This is a genomic window from Azospirillum sp. VT-I1, assembly GCF_055698305.1.
Window position 1 is genome coordinate 908,597 of record NZ_CP168802.1, and the last position, 16,259, is coordinate 924,855.

Below are 16,259 nucleotides of genomic sequence, written 5' to 3' on the forward strand. Positions count from 1 at the left end.
CGTCACCCCGCAGCCGACGGCGCCCGCGATCCCATCCCACGGGCGGGGGAGTAGCCGCGCACGGCCAGCGCCGCGAACAGCAGGGTGGCGCCGGTGACGACCGCCAGCGCCAGCCCATCCACCTGCCCGTACAGCGCGAAGCGGATCAGCTCCACCCCATGGGTGAAGGGGTTCAGGCTGCACAGCCACCACAGCAGCGGCCCGGCCTCCTCCATGCGGTAGAGCGGATAGAGGGCGGAGGACAGGAAGAACAAGGGGAAGACGACGAAATTCATCACCCCGGCGAAATTCTCCAGCTGTCGGATGGTGGAGGCCAGCACCATGCCCAGCGCGCCCAGCATCAGCCCGTTCAGCAGCAGGGCCGGCAGCACCGTCAGCGGCGCCCAGGCCGGCAGGTCAATGCCATAGAGCCGGACGATCAGCAGGAAGGCCGCCACCTGCAGCACCGACACCACCACCCCGCCCAAGAGCCGCGCCAGCAGAAGGAAACCGCGCGGCAGCGGGCTGGTCAGCAGGATGCGCATGCTGCCCATCTCGCGGTCGTAGACCATCGACAGCGAGCCCTGCATCCCATTGAACAGCTGGATCATGCCGATCAGCCCCGGCACGATGTAGGTCTCGTAGGGGATGTAGGTCTCGTAGGGCGGGATGATGGCGATGCCGAGCGCCGCGCGGAATCCCGCCGCGAAGACGAACAGCCAGACCAGCGGCCGGACCAGCGCGCCCAGGAAGCGTTCGCGCTGATGGACGAAGCGCAGGACCTCGCGCGCCACGATCCCCTGGAAGGCGATCCACCATCCGCTCATGCCGCGGCCTCCGCATTCGCGCCCACATCGGCGCTCGGGTCGGCGACCGTTTTGGCGGCAGTCAGCCGGTCAAAGCTCTCCGCCACGGTGGCGCATCCGGTTTCGGCATTCACCGCGGCGACCGGGCCGCTGGCCCGCACCCGGCCGCGATGGAGGACCACCACATGGTCGGTGGCCGGGTCGATCTCGTCGATCAGGTGGGTGGCCCACAGCACGGCGATGCCGTCCTCGGCACACAGCGCATGAACATGGCGGATCAGGGTGCGGCGGGCGGGGATGTCCAGCCCGACCGTCGGTTCGTCCAGCAGCAGCAGGGACGGGCGGTGCAGCAGGGCGCGGGCGATCTCCACCCGCCGGCGATGCCCGCCGTTCAGGGCGCGAACCTTCTCGCCCCGCCGTTCGAACAGGGACAGGCGGGTCAGCTCCGTCTCGATCCGCCGGTCGGCCTCGCGCCGGCCGATGCCGTGCAGAGCCGCGAAGTAGCGCAGATTCTGCATCACCGTCAGGTCGAGATCGAGCGTCGGCTGCTGGAACACCACCCCCAGCCGGGCCAGCGCCTCGCTGGGAGCCTGCGCCATGTCGTGGCCGTGGATGCGCACTCGGCCCGCGCTCGCGCGAAGCAGTCCGGCAGCCAGCGCGAACAGCGTGCTTTTCCCCGCCCCGTTGGGGCCGAGCAGGCAGGTGAAGGCGCCCGGCATCACGCGGAACCCGACATCCTCCAGCGCATGGCGCTCCCCGCCATAGCTGTGGCGCAGCCCCTCCACCTCCAGTGCCGGCACCGTCATCCTGCTGCTCCCTCTTCCCATCACCCCTTGACGACGACGCCCCAGGGATAGCGGCCGACCTTGATGGACTTCGTCACCTTCAGGCTGTCGACGTCGATCACCGACACGTCGCTGCTGACCCCGTTGGTGGTGTAGAGCGTCTTCTGGTCGGGCGTCAGCGCCAGATGCCAGACGCGGCGGCCGACCAGCAGGTAATCCTTCACCTCGAAGGTCTTGGCGTCCACCACCGCGACATGGTTGGCCGGCCCTAGAGCCACGAAGGCATAGCGGCCATCGTCGGTCAGCTTGACGCCCACCGGCTGGATGCGGTCCTTGGCGACGCCCTTGATGTGGAAGTCGATGGCCTTCTTCACCTGCCGCGTGGCGGTGTCGATGACGCTGACGGTGCCGCCGATCTCCGACGACACCCACAGCTGCGCGCCGTCCTTGGTGAACTCCGCATGGCGCGGGCGGGGGCCGACCAGGGTGTTGTCGGTGACCTGCCGCTTCTCCACGTCGATCCAATGCACCATGCTGGTGGTCTCGGACGTGTTGACGGCCCAGCGTCCGTCGGGGCTCACGTCCATCCCCTCCGGCTCCACCCCGACATCGACCTGGAAGGCCACCTTGCGGGTGGGTACGTCGACCACGGTGACGACGTTGCTGTCTTCGTTGGCGATGAACAGGCTCCTGCCGTCGGGGCTCAGCGCGAACTGTTCCGGATCTTCGCCGGAGGGCAAATTGTGGACGACCTTCTTGGTGGCGAGGTCGAGCACCTGCACCGCGTGGTCGTCGCTGGCGCAGATGAACAGCTGGGTGCCGTCCTTCGACAGGGTGATGCCGCGCGGACGCTTGCCGACCTTGATGGTATCGACAACCGCCAGCGTCTTGCCATCGATCACCGACAGGCTGTTGTCCTTCTCGTTGGACACGTAGATGGTCTGGGCCGACGCGGCGGACGCCAGGAAGGCGGTCAGCAGGGAAGCCGTTAAGGGCAACCAGGGCAGGCGGGCGGATGTCATGGCGTCTTCTTCCCTCGCGTCTTGCAGAGTGTTTCGGGTTGGTCGTAGCCCAGGCTGTCCAGTTCGGTCCGCGGGTGCAGGAAGCCCTCCTGCGGCGACACCGACACGACGGAGCGGTCGGCGGCGAGCAGCACCGGCTGGCGCAGCTGCCCGTCCCACGGACGCAGGGTCAACGGCGCGCCGCGGAAGGCGGACATGGTGAAGTCGGGCGATTGGATGAAGGCGATCAGCCGGTCCGGGTCGGCGGTGCGGGCACGGGCCGCCGCCTCCCCCACCACGCGGACGGCGGTCCAGCCATTGTGGTCGCGGGCGGTCATCGGCCGCTTGGCCGCCGCCTTGAAGCGGGATTGCAGCTGCGCCGCCCCCCATTGCTCGTGGGTGCGGTGCCAGACCGTGGGCACCAGCCCCTGGGTACCGGCAACCGGGCGCGGATCGGCAGTGCGGTAGGACAGATAATCGCCGAACTCCCCCACCTCGTCGGCGACGATCAGCACGTCGTATGACTTGGCCTGGGTGAAGACGGGGATTTCCGCCTCCGCCGTGCGGTTCACGTCGCTGTCGGCGGTCCAATCCTTCTCCGCCACGATCTGCGCGCCGACGCGCTTGGCGGTGCGGCGGACGGCGTCGGCATAGAGCCTGTCCTCCGGCCGGCGGCCGGTGACGAGGAACCAGCGCGGCCAGCGCTTCTTCACCAGATATTGCCCGAGCGCATCGGCCAGCATCGCCCGGCTGGGCGCCACATGCAGCAGGTTGGGCGCGCAGGCCGCGCCGCGCAGGGCATCGTCGGGTGCATTCGCGTTCAGGATCAGCAGGTTGCGCGCCTCCGGCAGCTTCGACAGCGCGTCCACCGTGGCACCCGGCGCATCGACGACGACGAAGCGCCCGCCGCGTCCTGCCAACTCGCGCAGGGCCGCCGCCGCGTCGCCGTCCGGCGGCACCTCAACGCTGTCCAGCACGAAGGACTGCTTGAGGAACTTGCCGGTCGTGTTGTTGTCGGCGATGGCCAGCGTGGCGCCGGCCAGCCCGTCGTCCGTCGGCGGCTCGTCCGGGTTGGCGACATAGGGCGGCGGCTCCGGCGTCTGCGACAGGAAGCCGATGCGGATCTCGCCGGCATCCGCATCGGCGGGCTGCTGGGCGCCGGCCGGCGTCCCGGCGAGCAGAACGGCGCCGAATGCGGCCAGCGACAGGCTGTGGAGCAGGCGTGTCTTCGTCATCGTATCCGTCGGAACGCAAACAGTTTGGTGTGCAGCCTATCCGGCGAATCCAACCTCCGGAATGCGACTATGGGAGGATGGACAGGGTCCCGTGGGGGTGAAGCGTCCGCAGAACGGCTGCGGCCCACCCTCATCTTGTACGAAAGTCCAATTATTGGCGTGACTGACTGATGGCTATCCTGGCGGTCCGTTCGATCAGGAAACCACTGCCGGAACCTCCGATGGCGCCCGTCACCCGCCGCCGCTTTCTCTCCGGACTCGCCGCAACCGGTGCCGCCATCGGGGCGTCGGTCGGGTCGGCCGTTCCGCGGAATGCCTCCGCCCGCCCGCTCGACGAGGTGATGGAGCGCGGCCGGCTGCGCGTCGCCGTGTATCGCGATTTCCGACCCTTCTCCTTCCGGCAGGACGGGGCCCTGGTCGGCATCGACGTGGATCTTGCCCGTGCAATCGCGGGAAAGCTGGGGGTGAAGGCCGACATCGTGGAGCAGATCGCCGGGGAGACGGTGTCCGACGACCTGCGCGTCGCGGTGTGGCGCGGCAGCCTGTTCGGCGGCGAGCTGGCCGACATCATGATGCACATCCCCTATGACAAGCAGTTCGGCCTGATGAACCCGGAGGCGGTGCTGTTCGGCCCCTACCATCACGAGGTGTTCGCCCTGGCCCGCAATCCGCAGCGGGTGCGCTCCGCCATGCTGGCGACCCTGCCGGACGAGCCGATCGCGGTGGAGATCGACAGCATCCCCGACTTCTTCCTGCTGGGCCTGCAGGGCGGCCGGCTGCGCAGCCATATCATCCATTGCCCGACGCCCGAGGCCGCCGTGGAGAAGCTGACCTCCGGCGAGGCCGCCGCGGTGCTGGCGCCGCTCAGTCAGGTGCAGGCGGCGCTTGGCGCGCGGGCGGAGCAGTTCCCCATCACCACGGTGACCCTGCCGGGGATGATGACCTCGAGCTGGAACGTCGGCATGGCGACCAAGGAGAACTCCCGCGATCTCGTCTATGCCGTCGGCGACGCGGTGAGCGCCCTGACCGAGGACGGGACGATGGCGAAGATCTTCGCCAGCTACGGCGCCACCCACACCCCGCCCCCGCTGGTGGAGTGAGAGCTAGGGTTCCCTCTCCCCCCGGGGAGAGGGGAAACTGCCGATTGGGAGGAGTTGCATGCGACACGCCTTGCTCGGAGGCCAACTGACCGCAGCGCTGCTGTTCGCAGCCGCCCCCGCATTCGCCGCGGCCTCTCCCTCCGACCCGCTCGGCTCCGTCATGTGGGAGGTGTTGCGCGAGCAGTATTTCGCCGGCGCGCCGGTGGTGTTCGACAGCGCGGTGAAGGTCACGGCCCCAGCCTCGGCGGAAGACACGCGCGCCGTCCCGCTCTCCGTCGACGCCACCGCCCTAGGGCAGGTGGTGGAGATGCTGGCGATTGCCGACCTCAATCCCTTCCCCCTGATCCTGCGCTATCACCCCGGCACCGCCGCGCCCTACATCGCCACCCGCATCAAGATCCAGCAGGCGACCGCCGTGCGCGGCGCGGCGCGGACAGCCGACGGCGTCTGGCATGTGTCGGGCGTCCTGGTCGATGCGGCAGGCGGCGGCTGCAGCGCCCCGCCGGTGTCCTACGCGCAGAAGGACTGGGCCGACCATGTCGGCGAGGTGCAGGCGCGGCTGTGGCCGGCGGATGCGGACGGGGTGGCGCGGCTGCGGCTGCGCATCCGCCATCCCAACGACACCGGTCTCGTCGACGGCATCCCCGCCTTCTTCGTCGAGACGCTGACGGTCCAGGCTCAGACCCCCGGCGGTCCGGCCGAGCTGGCGCGGATCGACAGCCTGGAGCCGGTGTCGGAGAACCCGGTCTATTCGCTGGACGTCCGCCCGCCGCCGGACGCCAAGGCGCTGGTGCTGCGCGGCCGCGACAACCAGGGCGGCGAGATCGACGCGGTCATCCCGATGCCGCCGCCCGGCGCCCGGCCGGCGATGACGCTGCGCCCGGCCGACCCGCTGCGGAGCGTCGGACAATGACGATGAAGCTCCTGCGCCGGCTGGCGCTCGCCGCCGCCCTTGCCACGGTTCTCACGGCCGCCGCCCAGGCCGCCGGCCCGCTGACCTACGACCTGAAGCCGACGCGCATCGCCCCCGACACCTATGTGTTCGAAGGATCAACCAAGCATTTCACCCGCGCCAACGGCGGCAACATCCTGAATTCCGGCTTCATCGTCACCGCCGACGGGGTGATCGTCATCCAGACCGGCCCGTCCCGCCGCTATGGCGAGGAGATGCGCGCCGCCATCCGCAAGGTCACCGACAAGCCGATCCGCAAGGTCTTCGTCAGCAACCTGCACCCTGATTACTGGCTGGGTTCCCAGGCCTTCGCCGACGTGCCGGTCGCGGCGCTGCCCGGCACCATCGCCGGCATCCAGGAGGAGGGGAACGGCATCGCCGACAACATGTACCGGCTGGTCGGCGACTGGATGCGCGGGACCGAGGTGACGGTGCCGACCGAGCCGGTCTATGGCTCCACCGTCAAATTCGGCGACCACCGGCTGCGGCTGATCCCGCTGTCCGGCCACACCGCCGCCGATCTGATGATCCTGGACGAGACGACGGGCGTGCTGTTCGCCGGCGGCGTCGTCTTCTGCAACCGCACCCCCACCACGCCCCATGCCACCATCGCCGACTGGCTGAAGGAGCTGGACGCGGTGGATGCGCTGGACATCCGGCTGCTGGTGCCCAACCACGGCAACATCCGCCCCGACAAGGCCTGCGTCGCCCAGACCCGCGACTGGCTGACCTGGCTGGACGGCACGCTGCGCCATGCGGTGGAGTCCGGCATGGACATGGCGGAAGCGCTGGAACTGCCGATTCCGGAGCGATTCGCAGTGCTCGACGTGCTGCGCGAAGAGTATCGCCGCTCCGTCGCCCATCTCTGGCCGAAGATCGAGCAGGAGAGCCTTCCCAAAGTCAATTGACGCTTGCGCCTGCTACTATCCGACAATTTACCCGACCGATCATCCGTCTACACTGCCGATATCGTGAAGCGACGCGGCCCTTGCGGCCGCCAACATCCTGATTGCCGCCCCGATCCCGCCCAGCACCGCCGGACCCGCCCGTCCTGCGGCAACGGTCGGACCTTGCCCGGGCGGTGCCGTCATCATCAGTATTGGGAGGCAACCGCACATGAAGCGTCTGGTTACAAGTCTCGCCCTGGCAGCCTCGCTGACCGCGTTCAGCGCCACCGGCGTTCTCGCCGCCGAAGGCCCATCCAACGACGATCTGCTGAAGAGCGCCACCAACACCGAAGCGGTCCTGACCTATGGCATGGGTCCGCAGGCCCAGCGCTTCAGCCCGCTGACCGACCTGAACGCCGACACCGTCAAGAAGCTGGTCCCGGTCTGGTCCTTCTCCTTCGGCGGCGAAAAGCAGCGCGGCCAGGAAGCCCAGCCCATCGTCTATGACGGCACCATCTACGTCACCGGTTCCTATTCCCGCCTCTATGCGGTCGATGCCCGCACCGGCCAGAAGAAGTGGGAATACAACCACCGCCTGCCCGACGGCATCATGCCCTGCTGCGACGTGGTGAACCGCGGTGCGGCCATCTACAAGGACAAGATCTACTTCGCCACGCTGGACGCCCGCCTCGTCGCGCTGAACCGCGAGACCGGCAAGGTCGTCTGGAACAAGAAGCTGCAGGACTACAAGGAAGGCTATTCCAACACCGCCGCCCCGATGATCGTCGACGGCAAGATCATCACCGGCAACTCCGGCGGCGAGTTCGGCGTCATCGGCATGGTCGAGGCCCGCGATGCCGAGACGGGCGAGCTGGTGTGGCAGCGCCCGACCATCGAAGGCAACATGGGGACGCTGAACGGCAAGGATTCGACCGTCACCGGCAAGACCAATGCCAGTTGGCCGGGCGACATGTACAAGACCGGCGGCGGCGCCACCTGGCTGGGCGGCACCTACGATCCGGAGACCAAGAGCCTGTTCTTCGGCACCGGCAACCCGGCGCCGTGGAACTCGCACCTGCGCCCGGGCGACAACCTCTACACCTCCTCCACGCTCGCCATCAATCCGGACAACGGCGAGATCAAGTGGCACTACCAGACCACGCCGCATGACGGCTGGGATTTCGACGGCGTGAACGAGTTCGTGTCCTTCGACCTGAAGAAGGACGGCAAGGTCATCAAGGCCGGCGGCAAGGCCGACCGCAACGGCTTCTTCTATGTCATCGACCGCAACACCGGCAAACTGATCAACGCCACGCCCTTCGTCACCAAGATCACCTGGGCCAAGGGCATCGACATCGAGACCGGCCGTCCGATCTACATCGACGACAACCGTCCGGGCGCCCCGACCGAAGGCAGCGGCGACGCCAAGGGCAAGTCGGTCTTCGCGGCCCCCGCCTTCCTCGGCGCCAAGAACTGGATGCCGATGGCCTACAACCCGCAGACCGAGCTGTTCTATGTCCCGGCCAACGAGTGGGGCATGGACATCTGGAACGAGCCGATCACCTACAAGAAGGGTGCTGCCTATCTCGGCGCCGGCTTCACCATCAAGCCGCTGTACGACGATTACATCGGCGCGCTGCGCGCGGTCGATCCGAAGACCGGCAAGATCGTCTGGGAATACAAGAACCCGGCCCCGCTGTGGGGCGGCGTCCTGACCACCGCCGGCAACCTCGTCTTCACCGGCACGCCGGAAGGCTTCCTGAAGGCTTTCGACGCCAAGTCCGGCAAGGAGGTCTGGAAGTTCCAGACCGGCTCCGGCGTGGTCGGCAGCCCGGTCACCTGGAAGATGGATGGCGAGCAGTATGTCGCCGTCGTCTCCGGCTGGGGCGGTGCCGTGCCGCTGTGGGGCGGCGACGTTGCCAAGCTGGTGAAGGACATCAACCAGGGCGGCTCGCTCTGGGTCTTCAAGCTGCCCAAGGCCTGATCGTTTCCTGATCGGTTCCCGACCGACCCGAAAGGCCGATGGGAAGGAGCGGACCGGAGCAATCCGGTCCGCTCATGCCTGTCTGTAAACACTGCACAGTCAAAATGCGGCTGCTTCTTGTTATGTCCTACCATAGTCCAATTATTTGCCTCCCCCACTGCTGATAACGTCCGTCCATGCGAAGCAGAAGCCGCAGGGCGGCGAGAAACAGAGGGAACGTCTTACCCATGAATGCACGGATTCTTCGGATTGCAGCCGCTGTTGGTCTGATCGGCGCCGTGGCGCTTCCCGGCCTCGTCTATGCCCATGGCGATGTCGTCCCGCAGGCGGTCGACACCAGCGGGCTGGAGAAGCTGGGCGACAAGTGGCGCGACAGCAACCCCTACCGCAGCAACCAGCGCGCCATCGAGATCGGCGCGTCGGCCTTCAACCAGAACTGCGCGCGCTGCCATGGGCTGGGTGCGGTGTCCGGCGGCATCGCTCCCGACCTGCGTTACCTGGAAAAGGGCGACGCCGGCGACGAGTGGTTCAAGGAGCGCGTCATCAACGGGTCGATCCGCAACGGCGTCACCTACATGCCGGCCTTCGGCGACGCGCTGGGGCAGGAGGCGCTGTGGTCGATCCGCTCCTGGCTGGAAACCGTGCACGAGGACTGATCCCCTGCTGCCGGTCGTCAGGCGCCGGCTTTCCGCTCCCGTTTTACTTCCTTGAAGGTGGTTATCCATGATCCGCAGAACCGCTTCCCTGGTCGCCGTCGCCGCTGCCCTGCTCGCCACGCCGGCCGCCGTTTCCTTCGCCGCCGACCGCGCCACCCCCGAACAGGCCAAGTCGCTGGTCGCCGATGCCGTCGCCTATCTGAAGGCCAAGGGGCCGGAGGAAGCCACCAAGGCCTTCCAGGACCCGAAGGGCAACTTCCGCCGCGGCGAGCTGTATGTCTTCGTCTTCGACACCAACGGCCGTTACGTGGCCTCCGGCGCCAACCCGCGCCTTGCCGGCTCCGAGGCCGCCGACCTGAAGGACGCGGAAGGCAAGCCCATCGTTCAGGCGATGATCACCGAGACCAAGGACAAGCCGAGCGCCGTCATCGACTATGTCTGGCTGAACCGCCAGACCAACAAGGTCGAGCACAAGCATTCCTACGTCACCCGCGACGGCAACTACATCGTCGGGGCGGGAACCTACGACCAGTGACGGTGCTGCGGGGCGGAGCGGGGAGGCGAAGGCCGCCACCTCCGCATAGGCCGCCCCATCCTCCTATCGTTGAATATACGAACCATCTGCAATGCCCCTAGACTGAGGGTTCAACCAGACGCCGGGGACCGGACCATGTCGGCAGGCTGTACGAGACGGGCGACGCTGCTGGCCGCCGGCGCGCTGGTCGCTTCGGCCACGCTCCGGTCCGGCTTCGCCGCCGAACGGCCGGTCGTCCGCGCCGGGGTGCTGAAGTTCGGCACGGTCAGCTGGGAACTCGACACCGTCCGCGCCAACCGCTTCGACGAGCAGGCCGGGATCGACCTGCGGCTGGTGGAACTGGCGGGCAGTGCGGCCACGCAGGTCGCGCTGCAGGCGGGCGGGGTGGAGGTCATCGTCTCCGACTGGCTGTGGGTGTCGCGGATGCGCACGAAGGGGGAGGCGCTGTCCTTCATCCCCTATTCCACCGCCGTCGGCGCCCTGGTGGTGCCGGCCGGTTCCCCGATTGCCGGGATCGCCGACCTGCGCGGCAAGCGCATCGGCGTGGCCGGCAGCCCGCTGGACAAGAGCTGGCTCCTGCTGAAGGCGCTGGCCAGCGACCGGCACGGCCTTGCGCTCGACCGTGACGCCCAGCCCTTCTTCGGCGCGCCGCCGCTGCTGAACAGCAAGATCGCCGACGGCGACCTCGACGCCGTGCTGACCTACTGGCCCTTTGCCGCCCGGCTGGAGGCGCGGGGCCTGCGCGTGCTGGTCACGGTGTCTGACATGCTCACCGCACTGGGCCAGCCGGCCGACGTTCCGTCCATCGGCTATGTCTTCCGCGAGGAATGGGCGCGCGCCAACCCGGCCGCGCTGGCCGGATTCCAGGCGGCCACCGGCAAGGCGAAGGCGCTGCTGGCACAATCGGATGCGGCCTGGGACCGGCTTGCCCCGCTGATGCAGGCGGAGGACGACGCCACCTTCCGCACCCTGCGCGACCGCTACCGCGAAGGCATCCCTCGCCGCTGGACGGCGGAGGAGCAGGCCGGCGCCGCAAGGCTCTATGCGCTGCTGGCCCGGCTCGGCGGACGGGAACTGGTCGGCGATGCGGCGACGATCGCGCCCGGCACCTTCTGGACCGGCGGGGCATAGCCGGTGCGCCGCGCCCTGATGCCGCTGCTGTCGATCCTGCTGCTGCTGGCCTGCTGGCAGGCGGCGGCGATGCTGGTCAGCGGGCGCCTGCTGCCGGGGCCGCTGCCGGTCGCCGAATCCCTTCTGCGCGAGGCGGAGAGCGGGGCGCTGTTCCACCATCTCGGCGCCACGCTGCTGCGGGTGGTGGGCGCCTTCGCGCTCGCCATGTCCATCGGCACCGGGCTGGGGGTGGCGATGGGCCGCTCCCCCGTTATCGACCGGCTGTTCGGGCTGTGGCTGGTCTTCTTTTTGAATTTGCCGGCGCTGGTGGTGATCGTGCTGGCCTATGTCTGGTTCGGCCTGACCGAGGCCGCCGCCATCGGTGCGGTGGCGGTCAACAAGATCCCCAACACGGTCGTCCTGGTGCGCGCCGGTGCCCGCGCCATCGACGAAGGGCTGATCGACATGGCCCGCGTCTATCGGTTGTCGCCCGCCGACCGGCTGCGCCATGTGCTGCTGCCGCAACTCACCCCGACCATCGCCGCCGCCGCGCGGTCCGGCCTCGCCCTGATCTGGAAGATCGTGCTGGTGGTCGAACTGCTGGGCCGCAGCGACGGTGTCGGATTCCAGATCAACCTCCTTTTCCAGACCTTCGATGTCGCAGGAATCCTGGCTTACACCGTCGCGTTCGTGGCCGTGGTCCAGCTTTTGGAGTACGGCGTCCTCCAACCGGTCGAGCGGCGCAGCCAGCGCTGGCGGCGCTTGCCCGCTGACGCTTGAGATCCGCTCCAAGCGCTTCGGCGCGGTGGAGGCGGTGCGCGGCCTGACCCTGTCCGCCGCGGCGGGAGAGGTAGTGGCCCTGGTCGGCCCCAGCGGCTGCGGCAAGACGACGGCACTCGGCATCGTCGCCGGGCTGGACCGCGCCTTCGACGGGGAGGTCCGCATCGGCACCCGGCCGGACGGCGAACCGGCGCGCCTCGGTTATGTCTTCCAGGAACCGCGACTGCTGCCCTGGCGCAGCGTGCGGCAGAATCTGGCGCTGGTCCTGCCGCGGGCGCAGCGCAGGGGACCGGCGGTCGACGCCATGCTGGATGCGCTGGAGCTGACGCCCTTCGCCGACCGCTTCCCCACCCAGCTGTCGCTGGGCATGGCGCGGCGGGTGGCGCTGGCCCGCGCCTTCGTCGTGGAACCGGACCTGCTGCTGATGGACGAGCCCTTCGTTTCGCTGGATGAGCCGACGGCGTTGCGGCTGCGGGCGCTGCTGGCGGGATTGCTGGACCGTCGGCCGACCACCGTCCTGCTGGTGACCCACAATCTGCGCGAGGCGCTGGCGCTCGCCGACCGGCTGCTGTTGCTGGCGCCGTCGCCGGGCCGCGTGGTGGCGGAGGTGCCGGTTGCCATACCCCGTGCCGCCCGCGACGATTCCGCCATCGAGACGATGCGCCGCGACCTGCTGTCCCGTCCCGAACCGGCCTTCCGCCTGCTGGCGTGACACCTGCCGCTTTCCGGTGCATTTGCCCCTCGTCCGGCCGATGCGGGTGCGCTATGGTGCGACCGTGCCGGCTGGGTCCGGCGGTGGCGGAAGGTGGCGGAACCGGATGGCGTTCGGTCGATGCACGGTGCGGCGGGTGCGGCGGCTCGGCCTGTTGGCCGGGATGGTCGCGCTGTTGCTGCAGGTCGTCGCCTGGAGCTGGATGCCCGTCGCAACAGCCGCTGCCCGGACCGGAGAGACGACGTCTCTGCAAATCTGTTCGGCCGGCAGCTTCGCGACGGTCGATGTCGATCCCGCTGAATACGGGCTGGCGCACTATGGCGGCGCGGTCATCGGCAAGGGCTACGCTGCCGACGACGGCCACGGCGCTCCGTCCGACCCGAAGCCCTTCGGCAGCGGCCATTGCCCGCTCTGTCCGCTGGTGAGCGGACTTGCCCTGCCGCCGCCGCTGTTGAGCGTCGGTCCGGCCATGGCGGTTGCCGCCGATTCCCGCCTGCTGCCGGGCGAACGCATCGCCGCGGGCTGGTTCCTGTCGACGCTCCAGGCCCGGGCGCCTCCGTTGAGCGCCTGATCGTGCACGCGTGATCGTTCACGCCCGATCTTCCCTTCCTTTGCCATTCACGTCGCTGCGCATCGCGTGCCCGATCCCGCCGGGATTCCGCCGGCCGCCTGCCATGCCCATTCGTCATCAGGAGACCATGTCAATGAAGCGCATTCTCGGCATCGCCACCGCCCTCGTCCTGTTCGGCGCCGGTGCCGCGCTGGCCCACAGCTACAAGGCCGGTCCGATCGACATCGGCCATCCCTGGGCGCGCGCCACCGCGCCGTCGGCACCCAACGGCGGCGCCTATCTGTCGCTGACCAACACCGGCACGGCGGAAGACCGGCTGGTCGCCGCCTCCACCCCCGCCGCCGAAAAGGCGGAACTGCACACCCACCTGAACGAGAACGGCGTGATGAAGATGCGCGAGGTGCCCTTCATCGCCGTGGCACCCGGAGAGTCGGTGAAGCTCGCGCCGGGCGGGCTGCATGTCATGCTGCTCGGCCTCAAGAAGCCGCTGGTGAAGGGCGAGCGCGTGCCGCTGACCCTGCGCTTCGAGAAGGCCGGAACCGTCGAGGTCGAACTCGCCATCGAGGCGGCCGGGCAGAGCGGCTCCGACCACGGCCACAACCATACCGGTGCCGCGCACGGCCATGACGCCGGACAGGCCGGAAAGCAGTAACGCAAGGGCGCCCTCATCGCCAACGAAGCCGGCAGCCATCGCATGTCGCTGCCGGCTCCCTGTGCATCCAGGTGCGCGGACATTGCCGAGCTTGCTCAGCCAAAGAAAATCCGAGTTTAAGATAACAATAGGATGAACATCGCCCTCTTTGCGGACACTGGGGTGAGGATGATCAACCTAAGATCACAAATGGCGTGATCGATATTCTTGACAAATTCGTGTCAAATATTTTTCATAATACTGGTATCGACAGCTTGTGCCAGGGGCCAGACCGTGGACGAATTTGCGGGCCATCTGCAGCACGAAGCTGCGCGGGAGCTGCTCGGATCCTTGCGGATATCCGACGGCGCTCTGCTGGTTCTTTGCGATCCGAATGGCGAGAATCTGACGCTCAGCGCTTCGACGCGCCGCTATTTCGGTCCGGCGGCAGGTCGGATGATGGGCAGCGGCTGGGTTTCGGTGATCCATCCCGACGACCAGATGCTCGCCGCCAATTCCTGGCTGCGAGCTGTGTTCGACGACGAGGCTTATGATCTTCAGCTGCGGTACCGGCGGTATGACGGCATCTATCGCCCCTTCGCGGTGAAAGCCGTTCGCTTCTTCGACGGACATGCCCACCAGACGCGTTGGCTGGTGGTATCGGAACCGCTCAACGGGGAGGGTGATCCGCCAACCCGCTCAGCGCGGCCGGTGGCGGGCCAGCGCGTCGGTGATGTCGATGTCGCGGAAGGGCTTGCCGATCACCGGACGCGCGCGGTGGGCGTCGGGCAGACCCTCCGCCCCATGGCCGGTGGTGAAGATGAAGGGGATGCCGGCGGCGGCCAGACGGTCGGCCACCGCATCCACCCGCTCGCCGCGCAGGTTGACGTCGAGCAGGGCGATGTCGAAGCCGCCCGCCTCGATCATGTCCAGCGCCGCCGTGACCGAGCCGGCCGGACCCAGGCAGGTGACACCCCGGTCGAGCAGGGCATCCTCCAGGCTCATGGCGATCAGCGGCTCGTCCTCGACGATCAGGACGGTCAGGTCGGAAATATTCGCGTCGGTCACTGCGGGCTCACTCGCGACGACAGGGGGATCACCAGCCGGCATCGCACGCCTGCAGGGTCGAAAGCAAGCGCCACGTCGCCCTCCAGCTCGTGCGCCAGTCCCCTTTCGATCAGGCGGGAGCCGAAGCCGCGGCGGGTCGGCGCCACCACCGGCGGCCCGCCGCTTTCGCGCCAGCGCAGAACCAGCGCGCCCGCCTGGCCGTCCTTGCCGGTGCGGACCGGCGGCTGGGCCTGCTGCGCGATCTCCCAATCCAGCTCCACCCGCCCGTTCTCCGCGGACAGGGCGCCGTATTTGGCGGCGTTGGTGGCAAGCTCATGGAAGGCGAGGTGAAGGGACACCGCCACCCCGGTCGTCAGGTTGACCGGCGGCCCGCCGACCTTGACGCGGCCGGCATGGACATGGGGTTCCAGCGTCAGGGCGGCGATCTCGCTCAGCGAGGCACCCTGCCACTGGCGGCGGGTCAGCAGGTCGTGCGCCTGGGCCAGCGCGCGCAGACGGGACTGGAAGGCATCCGGGAAGGCTTCCACCGACGGGGCGGCGCGCAGAGTCTGCTTGGCGATGGACTGCACCATCGCCAGGGTGTTCTTGACCCGGTGGTTCAGCTCCTCCAGCAGCAGGAGCTGCCGCTCCTCCGCCTTCTTGCGGTCGGTGATGTTCAGCGAGACGCCGGCCAGCCCGATCGGCACGCCGTCCCGGTCGTAGACCGCGCGGCCGCGCACCTGCACCCAATGGACGCTGCCGTCGGGCCAGATGCTGCGGTACTCCATGTCCAGCGGGGAGCCGCTGCTCACCGCCTGCTGGACCATCGCCTGCTGGTACTCGCGGTCCTCGGGATGGACATGCGTCAGCAGCCGGTCATAGCTGGTGAGTTCATCGGGGTCGGACAGACCGAGATTGGCGGCGCAGATCGACGACACGCGCAGCCGGTTGTCCGCCAGCGTCAGTTCCCATGAGCCGAGCCGCCCGGCCTCCAGCGCGAAACGCAGCCGCGCCTCGCTCTCCGCCAGGGCCTGGCGCTTGTCGGCCAGTTCGTTGCGGTCGCGCGCCTCCACCAGGGCGCGGCGCACCACGACCTGCAGGCGCTCCATCCGCAGCTTGACCACGTAATCGGTGGCGCCCTTCTTCAGCGCCTCGATGGCATTCTCCTCGCCCAGCATGCCGGACACGAAGATGAATGGCACCCGCGGCAGCCGTTCGCGCGCGATGGCCAGCGCCGACATGCCGTCGAAATCGGGCAGGTCGAAGTCCGACAGGATCAGGTCGTAGGGACCGCCGCCGGCGACCGCGTCGATGAAGGACTGGCGGGTATCGACGCGCTGGATGTCGAAATCATGGTCGTCGATCATCAGCAGGTGCTCGCGCACCAGATCGGCGTCCATGCCGTTGTCCTCCAGCAGCAGGACACGGCAGGGGACCGGCTGCCCCGGACCGGCGGGCATGCCGTCCGATGTGAGGAGCCCCGATGGC

General features: G+C 68.4%; 17 protein-coding genes and 1 pseudogene. 12 read left to right on the forward strand and 6 right to left on the reverse strand.

All coding sequences use genetic code 11. From position 1 onward, the window contains the following. Positions 1-2: 2 nt before the first annotated feature. The 4 genes from AB8P05_RS18070 to AB8P05_RS18085 are packed head-to-tail and all read right to left on the reverse strand — an operon-like array spanning position 3 to position 3,806. The gene (locus AB8P05_RS18070) at positions 3-806 is read right to left on the reverse strand and encodes an ABC transporter permease (protein ID WP_149224272.1); all 804 of its coding nucleotides are present in this window, start codon (positions 804-806) and stop codon (positions 3-5) included. Beyond that, entirely contained in the window at positions 803-1,591 is a 789-nt protein-coding gene (locus tag AB8P05_RS18075; protein WP_472759643.1) for an ABC transporter ATP-binding protein, read from the reverse strand. The genes AB8P05_RS18070 and AB8P05_RS18075 overlap by 4 nt, the downstream gene beginning before the upstream one ends. 20 nt (positions 1,592-1,611) lie before the next feature. Further along, entirely contained in the window at positions 1,612-2,592 is a 981-nt protein-coding gene (locus tag AB8P05_RS18080; RefSeq protein WP_472759644.1) for a YVTN family beta-propeller repeat protein, read from the reverse strand. Further along, positions 2,589-3,806 carry an ABC transporter substrate-binding protein gene (locus tag AB8P05_RS18085; RefSeq protein WP_472759645.1) on the reverse strand — a complete coding sequence of 406 codons (1,218 nt, stop codon included), beginning with the start codon at positions 3,804-3,806 and terminating at the stop codon, positions 2,589-2,591. The genes AB8P05_RS18080 and AB8P05_RS18085 overlap by 4 nt, the downstream gene beginning before the upstream one ends. A 221-nt stretch (positions 3,807-4,027) precedes the next feature. Between AB8P05_RS18085 and AB8P05_RS18090 the strand changes: the two genes are divergently transcribed. The 12 genes and pseudogenes from AB8P05_RS18090 to AB8P05_RS18145 form a co-directional block, all read left to right on the forward strand. Continuing rightward, positions 4,028-4,906: a substrate-binding periplasmic protein gene (locus tag AB8P05_RS18090; protein ID WP_472759646.1), complete on the forward strand. Its 879-nt coding sequence runs from the start codon at positions 4,028-4,030 to the stop codon at positions 4,904-4,906. A 58-nt stretch (positions 4,907-4,964) separates the two neighbouring features. Continuing rightward, the gene (locus AB8P05_RS18095; protein WP_472759647.1) at positions 4,965-5,819 is read left to right on the forward strand and encodes a quinoprotein dehydrogenase-associated SoxYZ-like carrier; all 855 of its coding nucleotides are present in this window, start codon (positions 4,965-4,967) and stop codon (positions 5,817-5,819) included. Continuing rightward, positions 5,816-6,766 carry a quinoprotein relay system zinc metallohydrolase 1 gene (locus AB8P05_RS18100; RefSeq protein ID WP_472759648.1) on the forward strand — a complete coding sequence of 317 codons (951 nt, stop codon included), beginning with the start codon at positions 5,816-5,818 and terminating at the stop codon, positions 6,764-6,766. The genes AB8P05_RS18095 and AB8P05_RS18100 overlap by 4 nt, the downstream gene beginning before the upstream one ends. Positions 6,767-6,974: 208 nt before the next feature. Next, positions 6,975-8,729, forward strand: a complete 1,755-nt coding sequence (locus tag AB8P05_RS18105) for a methanol/ethanol family PQQ-dependent dehydrogenase (protein ID WP_455173815.1) — start codon at positions 6,975-6,977, stop codon at positions 8,727-8,729. A 227-nt stretch (positions 8,730-8,956) separates the two neighbouring features. After that, the gene (gene pedF, locus AB8P05_RS18110; RefSeq protein WP_455173816.1) at positions 8,957-9,385 is read left to right on the forward strand and encodes a cytochrome c-550 PedF; all 429 of its coding nucleotides are present in this window, start codon (positions 8,957-8,959) and stop codon (positions 9,383-9,385) included. Positions 9,386-9,452: 67 nt separating this feature from the next. After that, entirely contained in the window at positions 9,453-9,920 is a 468-nt protein-coding gene (locus AB8P05_RS18115; protein ID WP_472759649.1) for a cache domain-containing protein, read from the forward strand. Positions 9,921-10,055: 135 nt separating this feature from the next. Beyond that, positions 10,056-11,051 (forward strand): ABC transporter substrate-binding protein, encoded by a 996-nt coding sequence (locus AB8P05_RS18120; RefSeq protein WP_472759650.1) that lies wholly within the window; start codon positions 10,056-10,058, stop codon positions 11,049-11,051. Between the two features lie 18 nt (positions 11,052-11,069). Further along, positions 11,070-11,810, forward strand: a complete 741-nt coding sequence (locus AB8P05_RS18125; RefSeq protein ID WP_472760127.1) for an ABC transporter permease — start codon at positions 11,070-11,072, stop codon at positions 11,808-11,810. A gap of 25 nt (positions 11,811-11,835) precedes the next feature. Next, the gene (locus AB8P05_RS18130; protein ID WP_472759651.1) at positions 11,836-12,522 is read left to right on the forward strand and encodes an ABC transporter ATP-binding protein; all 687 of its coding nucleotides are present in this window, start codon (positions 11,836-11,838) and stop codon (positions 12,520-12,522) included. A 106-nt stretch (positions 12,523-12,628) separates the two neighbouring features. Beyond that, positions 12,629-13,093, forward strand: a complete 465-nt coding sequence (locus AB8P05_RS18135) for a DUF2946 family protein (protein WP_472759652.1) — start codon at positions 12,629-12,631, stop codon at positions 13,091-13,093. Positions 13,094-13,226: 133 nt separating this feature from the next. Further along, positions 13,227-13,745, forward strand: coding sequence for a copper chaperone PCu(A)C (locus AB8P05_RS18140; RefSeq protein ID WP_472759653.1), 519 nt, complete (start codon positions 13,227-13,229; stop codon positions 13,743-13,745). 438 nt (positions 13,746-14,183) lie between these two features. Further along, positions 14,184-14,321, forward strand: a pseudogene (locus AB8P05_RS18145) (PAS domain-containing protein); the annotation flags it as partial. A 102-nt stretch (positions 14,322-14,423) separates the two neighbouring features. Here AB8P05_RS18145 and AB8P05_RS18150 read toward each other — a convergent pair. Both AB8P05_RS18150 and AB8P05_RS18155 read right to left on the reverse strand, forming a co-directional pair. Next, positions 14,424-14,792, reverse strand: a complete 369-nt coding sequence (locus tag AB8P05_RS18150) for a response regulator (protein ID WP_472759654.1) — start codon at positions 14,790-14,792, stop codon at positions 14,424-14,426. After that, complete coding sequence (locus AB8P05_RS18155; protein ID WP_472759655.1) at positions 14,789-16,231, reverse strand: sensor histidine kinase; 1,443 nt, start codon at positions 16,229-16,231, stop codon at positions 14,789-14,791. The genes AB8P05_RS18150 and AB8P05_RS18155 overlap by 4 nt, the downstream gene beginning before the upstream one ends. Positions 16,232-16,259: the final 28 nt, after the last annotated feature.

Excerpts from the sequence above, each read along its gene's own strand:
- AB8P05_RS18095 (WP_472759647.1), top strand. The coding sequence starts at position 4,965 with ATGCGACACGCCTTGCTCGGAGGCCAACTGACCGCAGCGCTGCTGTTC.
- AB8P05_RS18120 (WP_472759650.1), top strand. The coding sequence starts at position 10,056 with ATGTCGGCAGGCTGTACGAGACGGGCGACGCTGCTGGCCGCCGGCGCG.
- AB8P05_RS18100 (WP_472759648.1), top strand. The coding sequence starts at position 5,816 with ATGACGATGAAGCTCCTGCGCCGGCTGGCGCTCGCCGCCGCCCTTGCC.
- AB8P05_RS18070 (WP_149224272.1), bottom strand. The coding sequence starts at position 806 with ATGAGCGGATGGTGGATCGCCTTCCAGGGGATCGTGGCGCGCGAGGTC.
- pedF (WP_455173816.1), top strand. The coding sequence starts at position 8,957 with ATGAATGCACGGATTCTTCGGATTGCAGCCGCTGTTGGTCTGATCGGC.
- AB8P05_RS18155 (WP_472759655.1), bottom strand. The coding sequence starts at position 16,231 with ATGCCCGCCGGTCCGGGGCAGCCGGTCCCCTGCCGTGTCCTGCTGCTG.
- AB8P05_RS18105 (WP_455173815.1), top strand. The coding sequence starts at position 6,975 with ATGAAGCGTCTGGTTACAAGTCTCGCCCTGGCAGCCTCGCTGACCGCG.
- AB8P05_RS18080 (WP_472759644.1), bottom strand. The coding sequence starts at position 2,592 with ATGACATCCGCCCGCCTGCCCTGGTTGCCCTTAACGGCTTCCCTGCTG.
- AB8P05_RS18140 (WP_472759653.1), top strand. The coding sequence starts at position 13,227 with ATGAAGCGCATTCTCGGCATCGCCACCGCCCTCGTCCTGTTCGGCGCC.
- AB8P05_RS18075 (WP_472759643.1), bottom strand. The coding sequence starts at position 1,591 with ATGACGGTGCCGGCACTGGAGGTGGAGGGGCTGCGCCACAGCTATGGC.
- AB8P05_RS18115 (WP_472759649.1), top strand. The coding sequence starts at position 9,453 with ATGATCCGCAGAACCGCTTCCCTGGTCGCCGTCGCCGCTGCCCTGCTC.
- AB8P05_RS18125 (WP_472760127.1), top strand. The coding sequence starts at position 11,070 with ATGCCGCTGCTGTCGATCCTGCTGCTGCTGGCCTGCTGGCAGGCGGCG.
- AB8P05_RS18085 (WP_472759645.1), bottom strand. The coding sequence starts at position 3,806 with ATGACGAAGACACGCCTGCTCCACAGCCTGTCGCTGGCCGCATTCGGC.
- AB8P05_RS18090 (WP_472759646.1), top strand. The coding sequence starts at position 4,028 with ATGGCGCCCGTCACCCGCCGCCGCTTTCTCTCCGGACTCGCCGCAACC.
- AB8P05_RS18135 (WP_472759652.1), top strand. The coding sequence starts at position 12,629 with ATGGCGTTCGGTCGATGCACGGTGCGGCGGGTGCGGCGGCTCGGCCTG.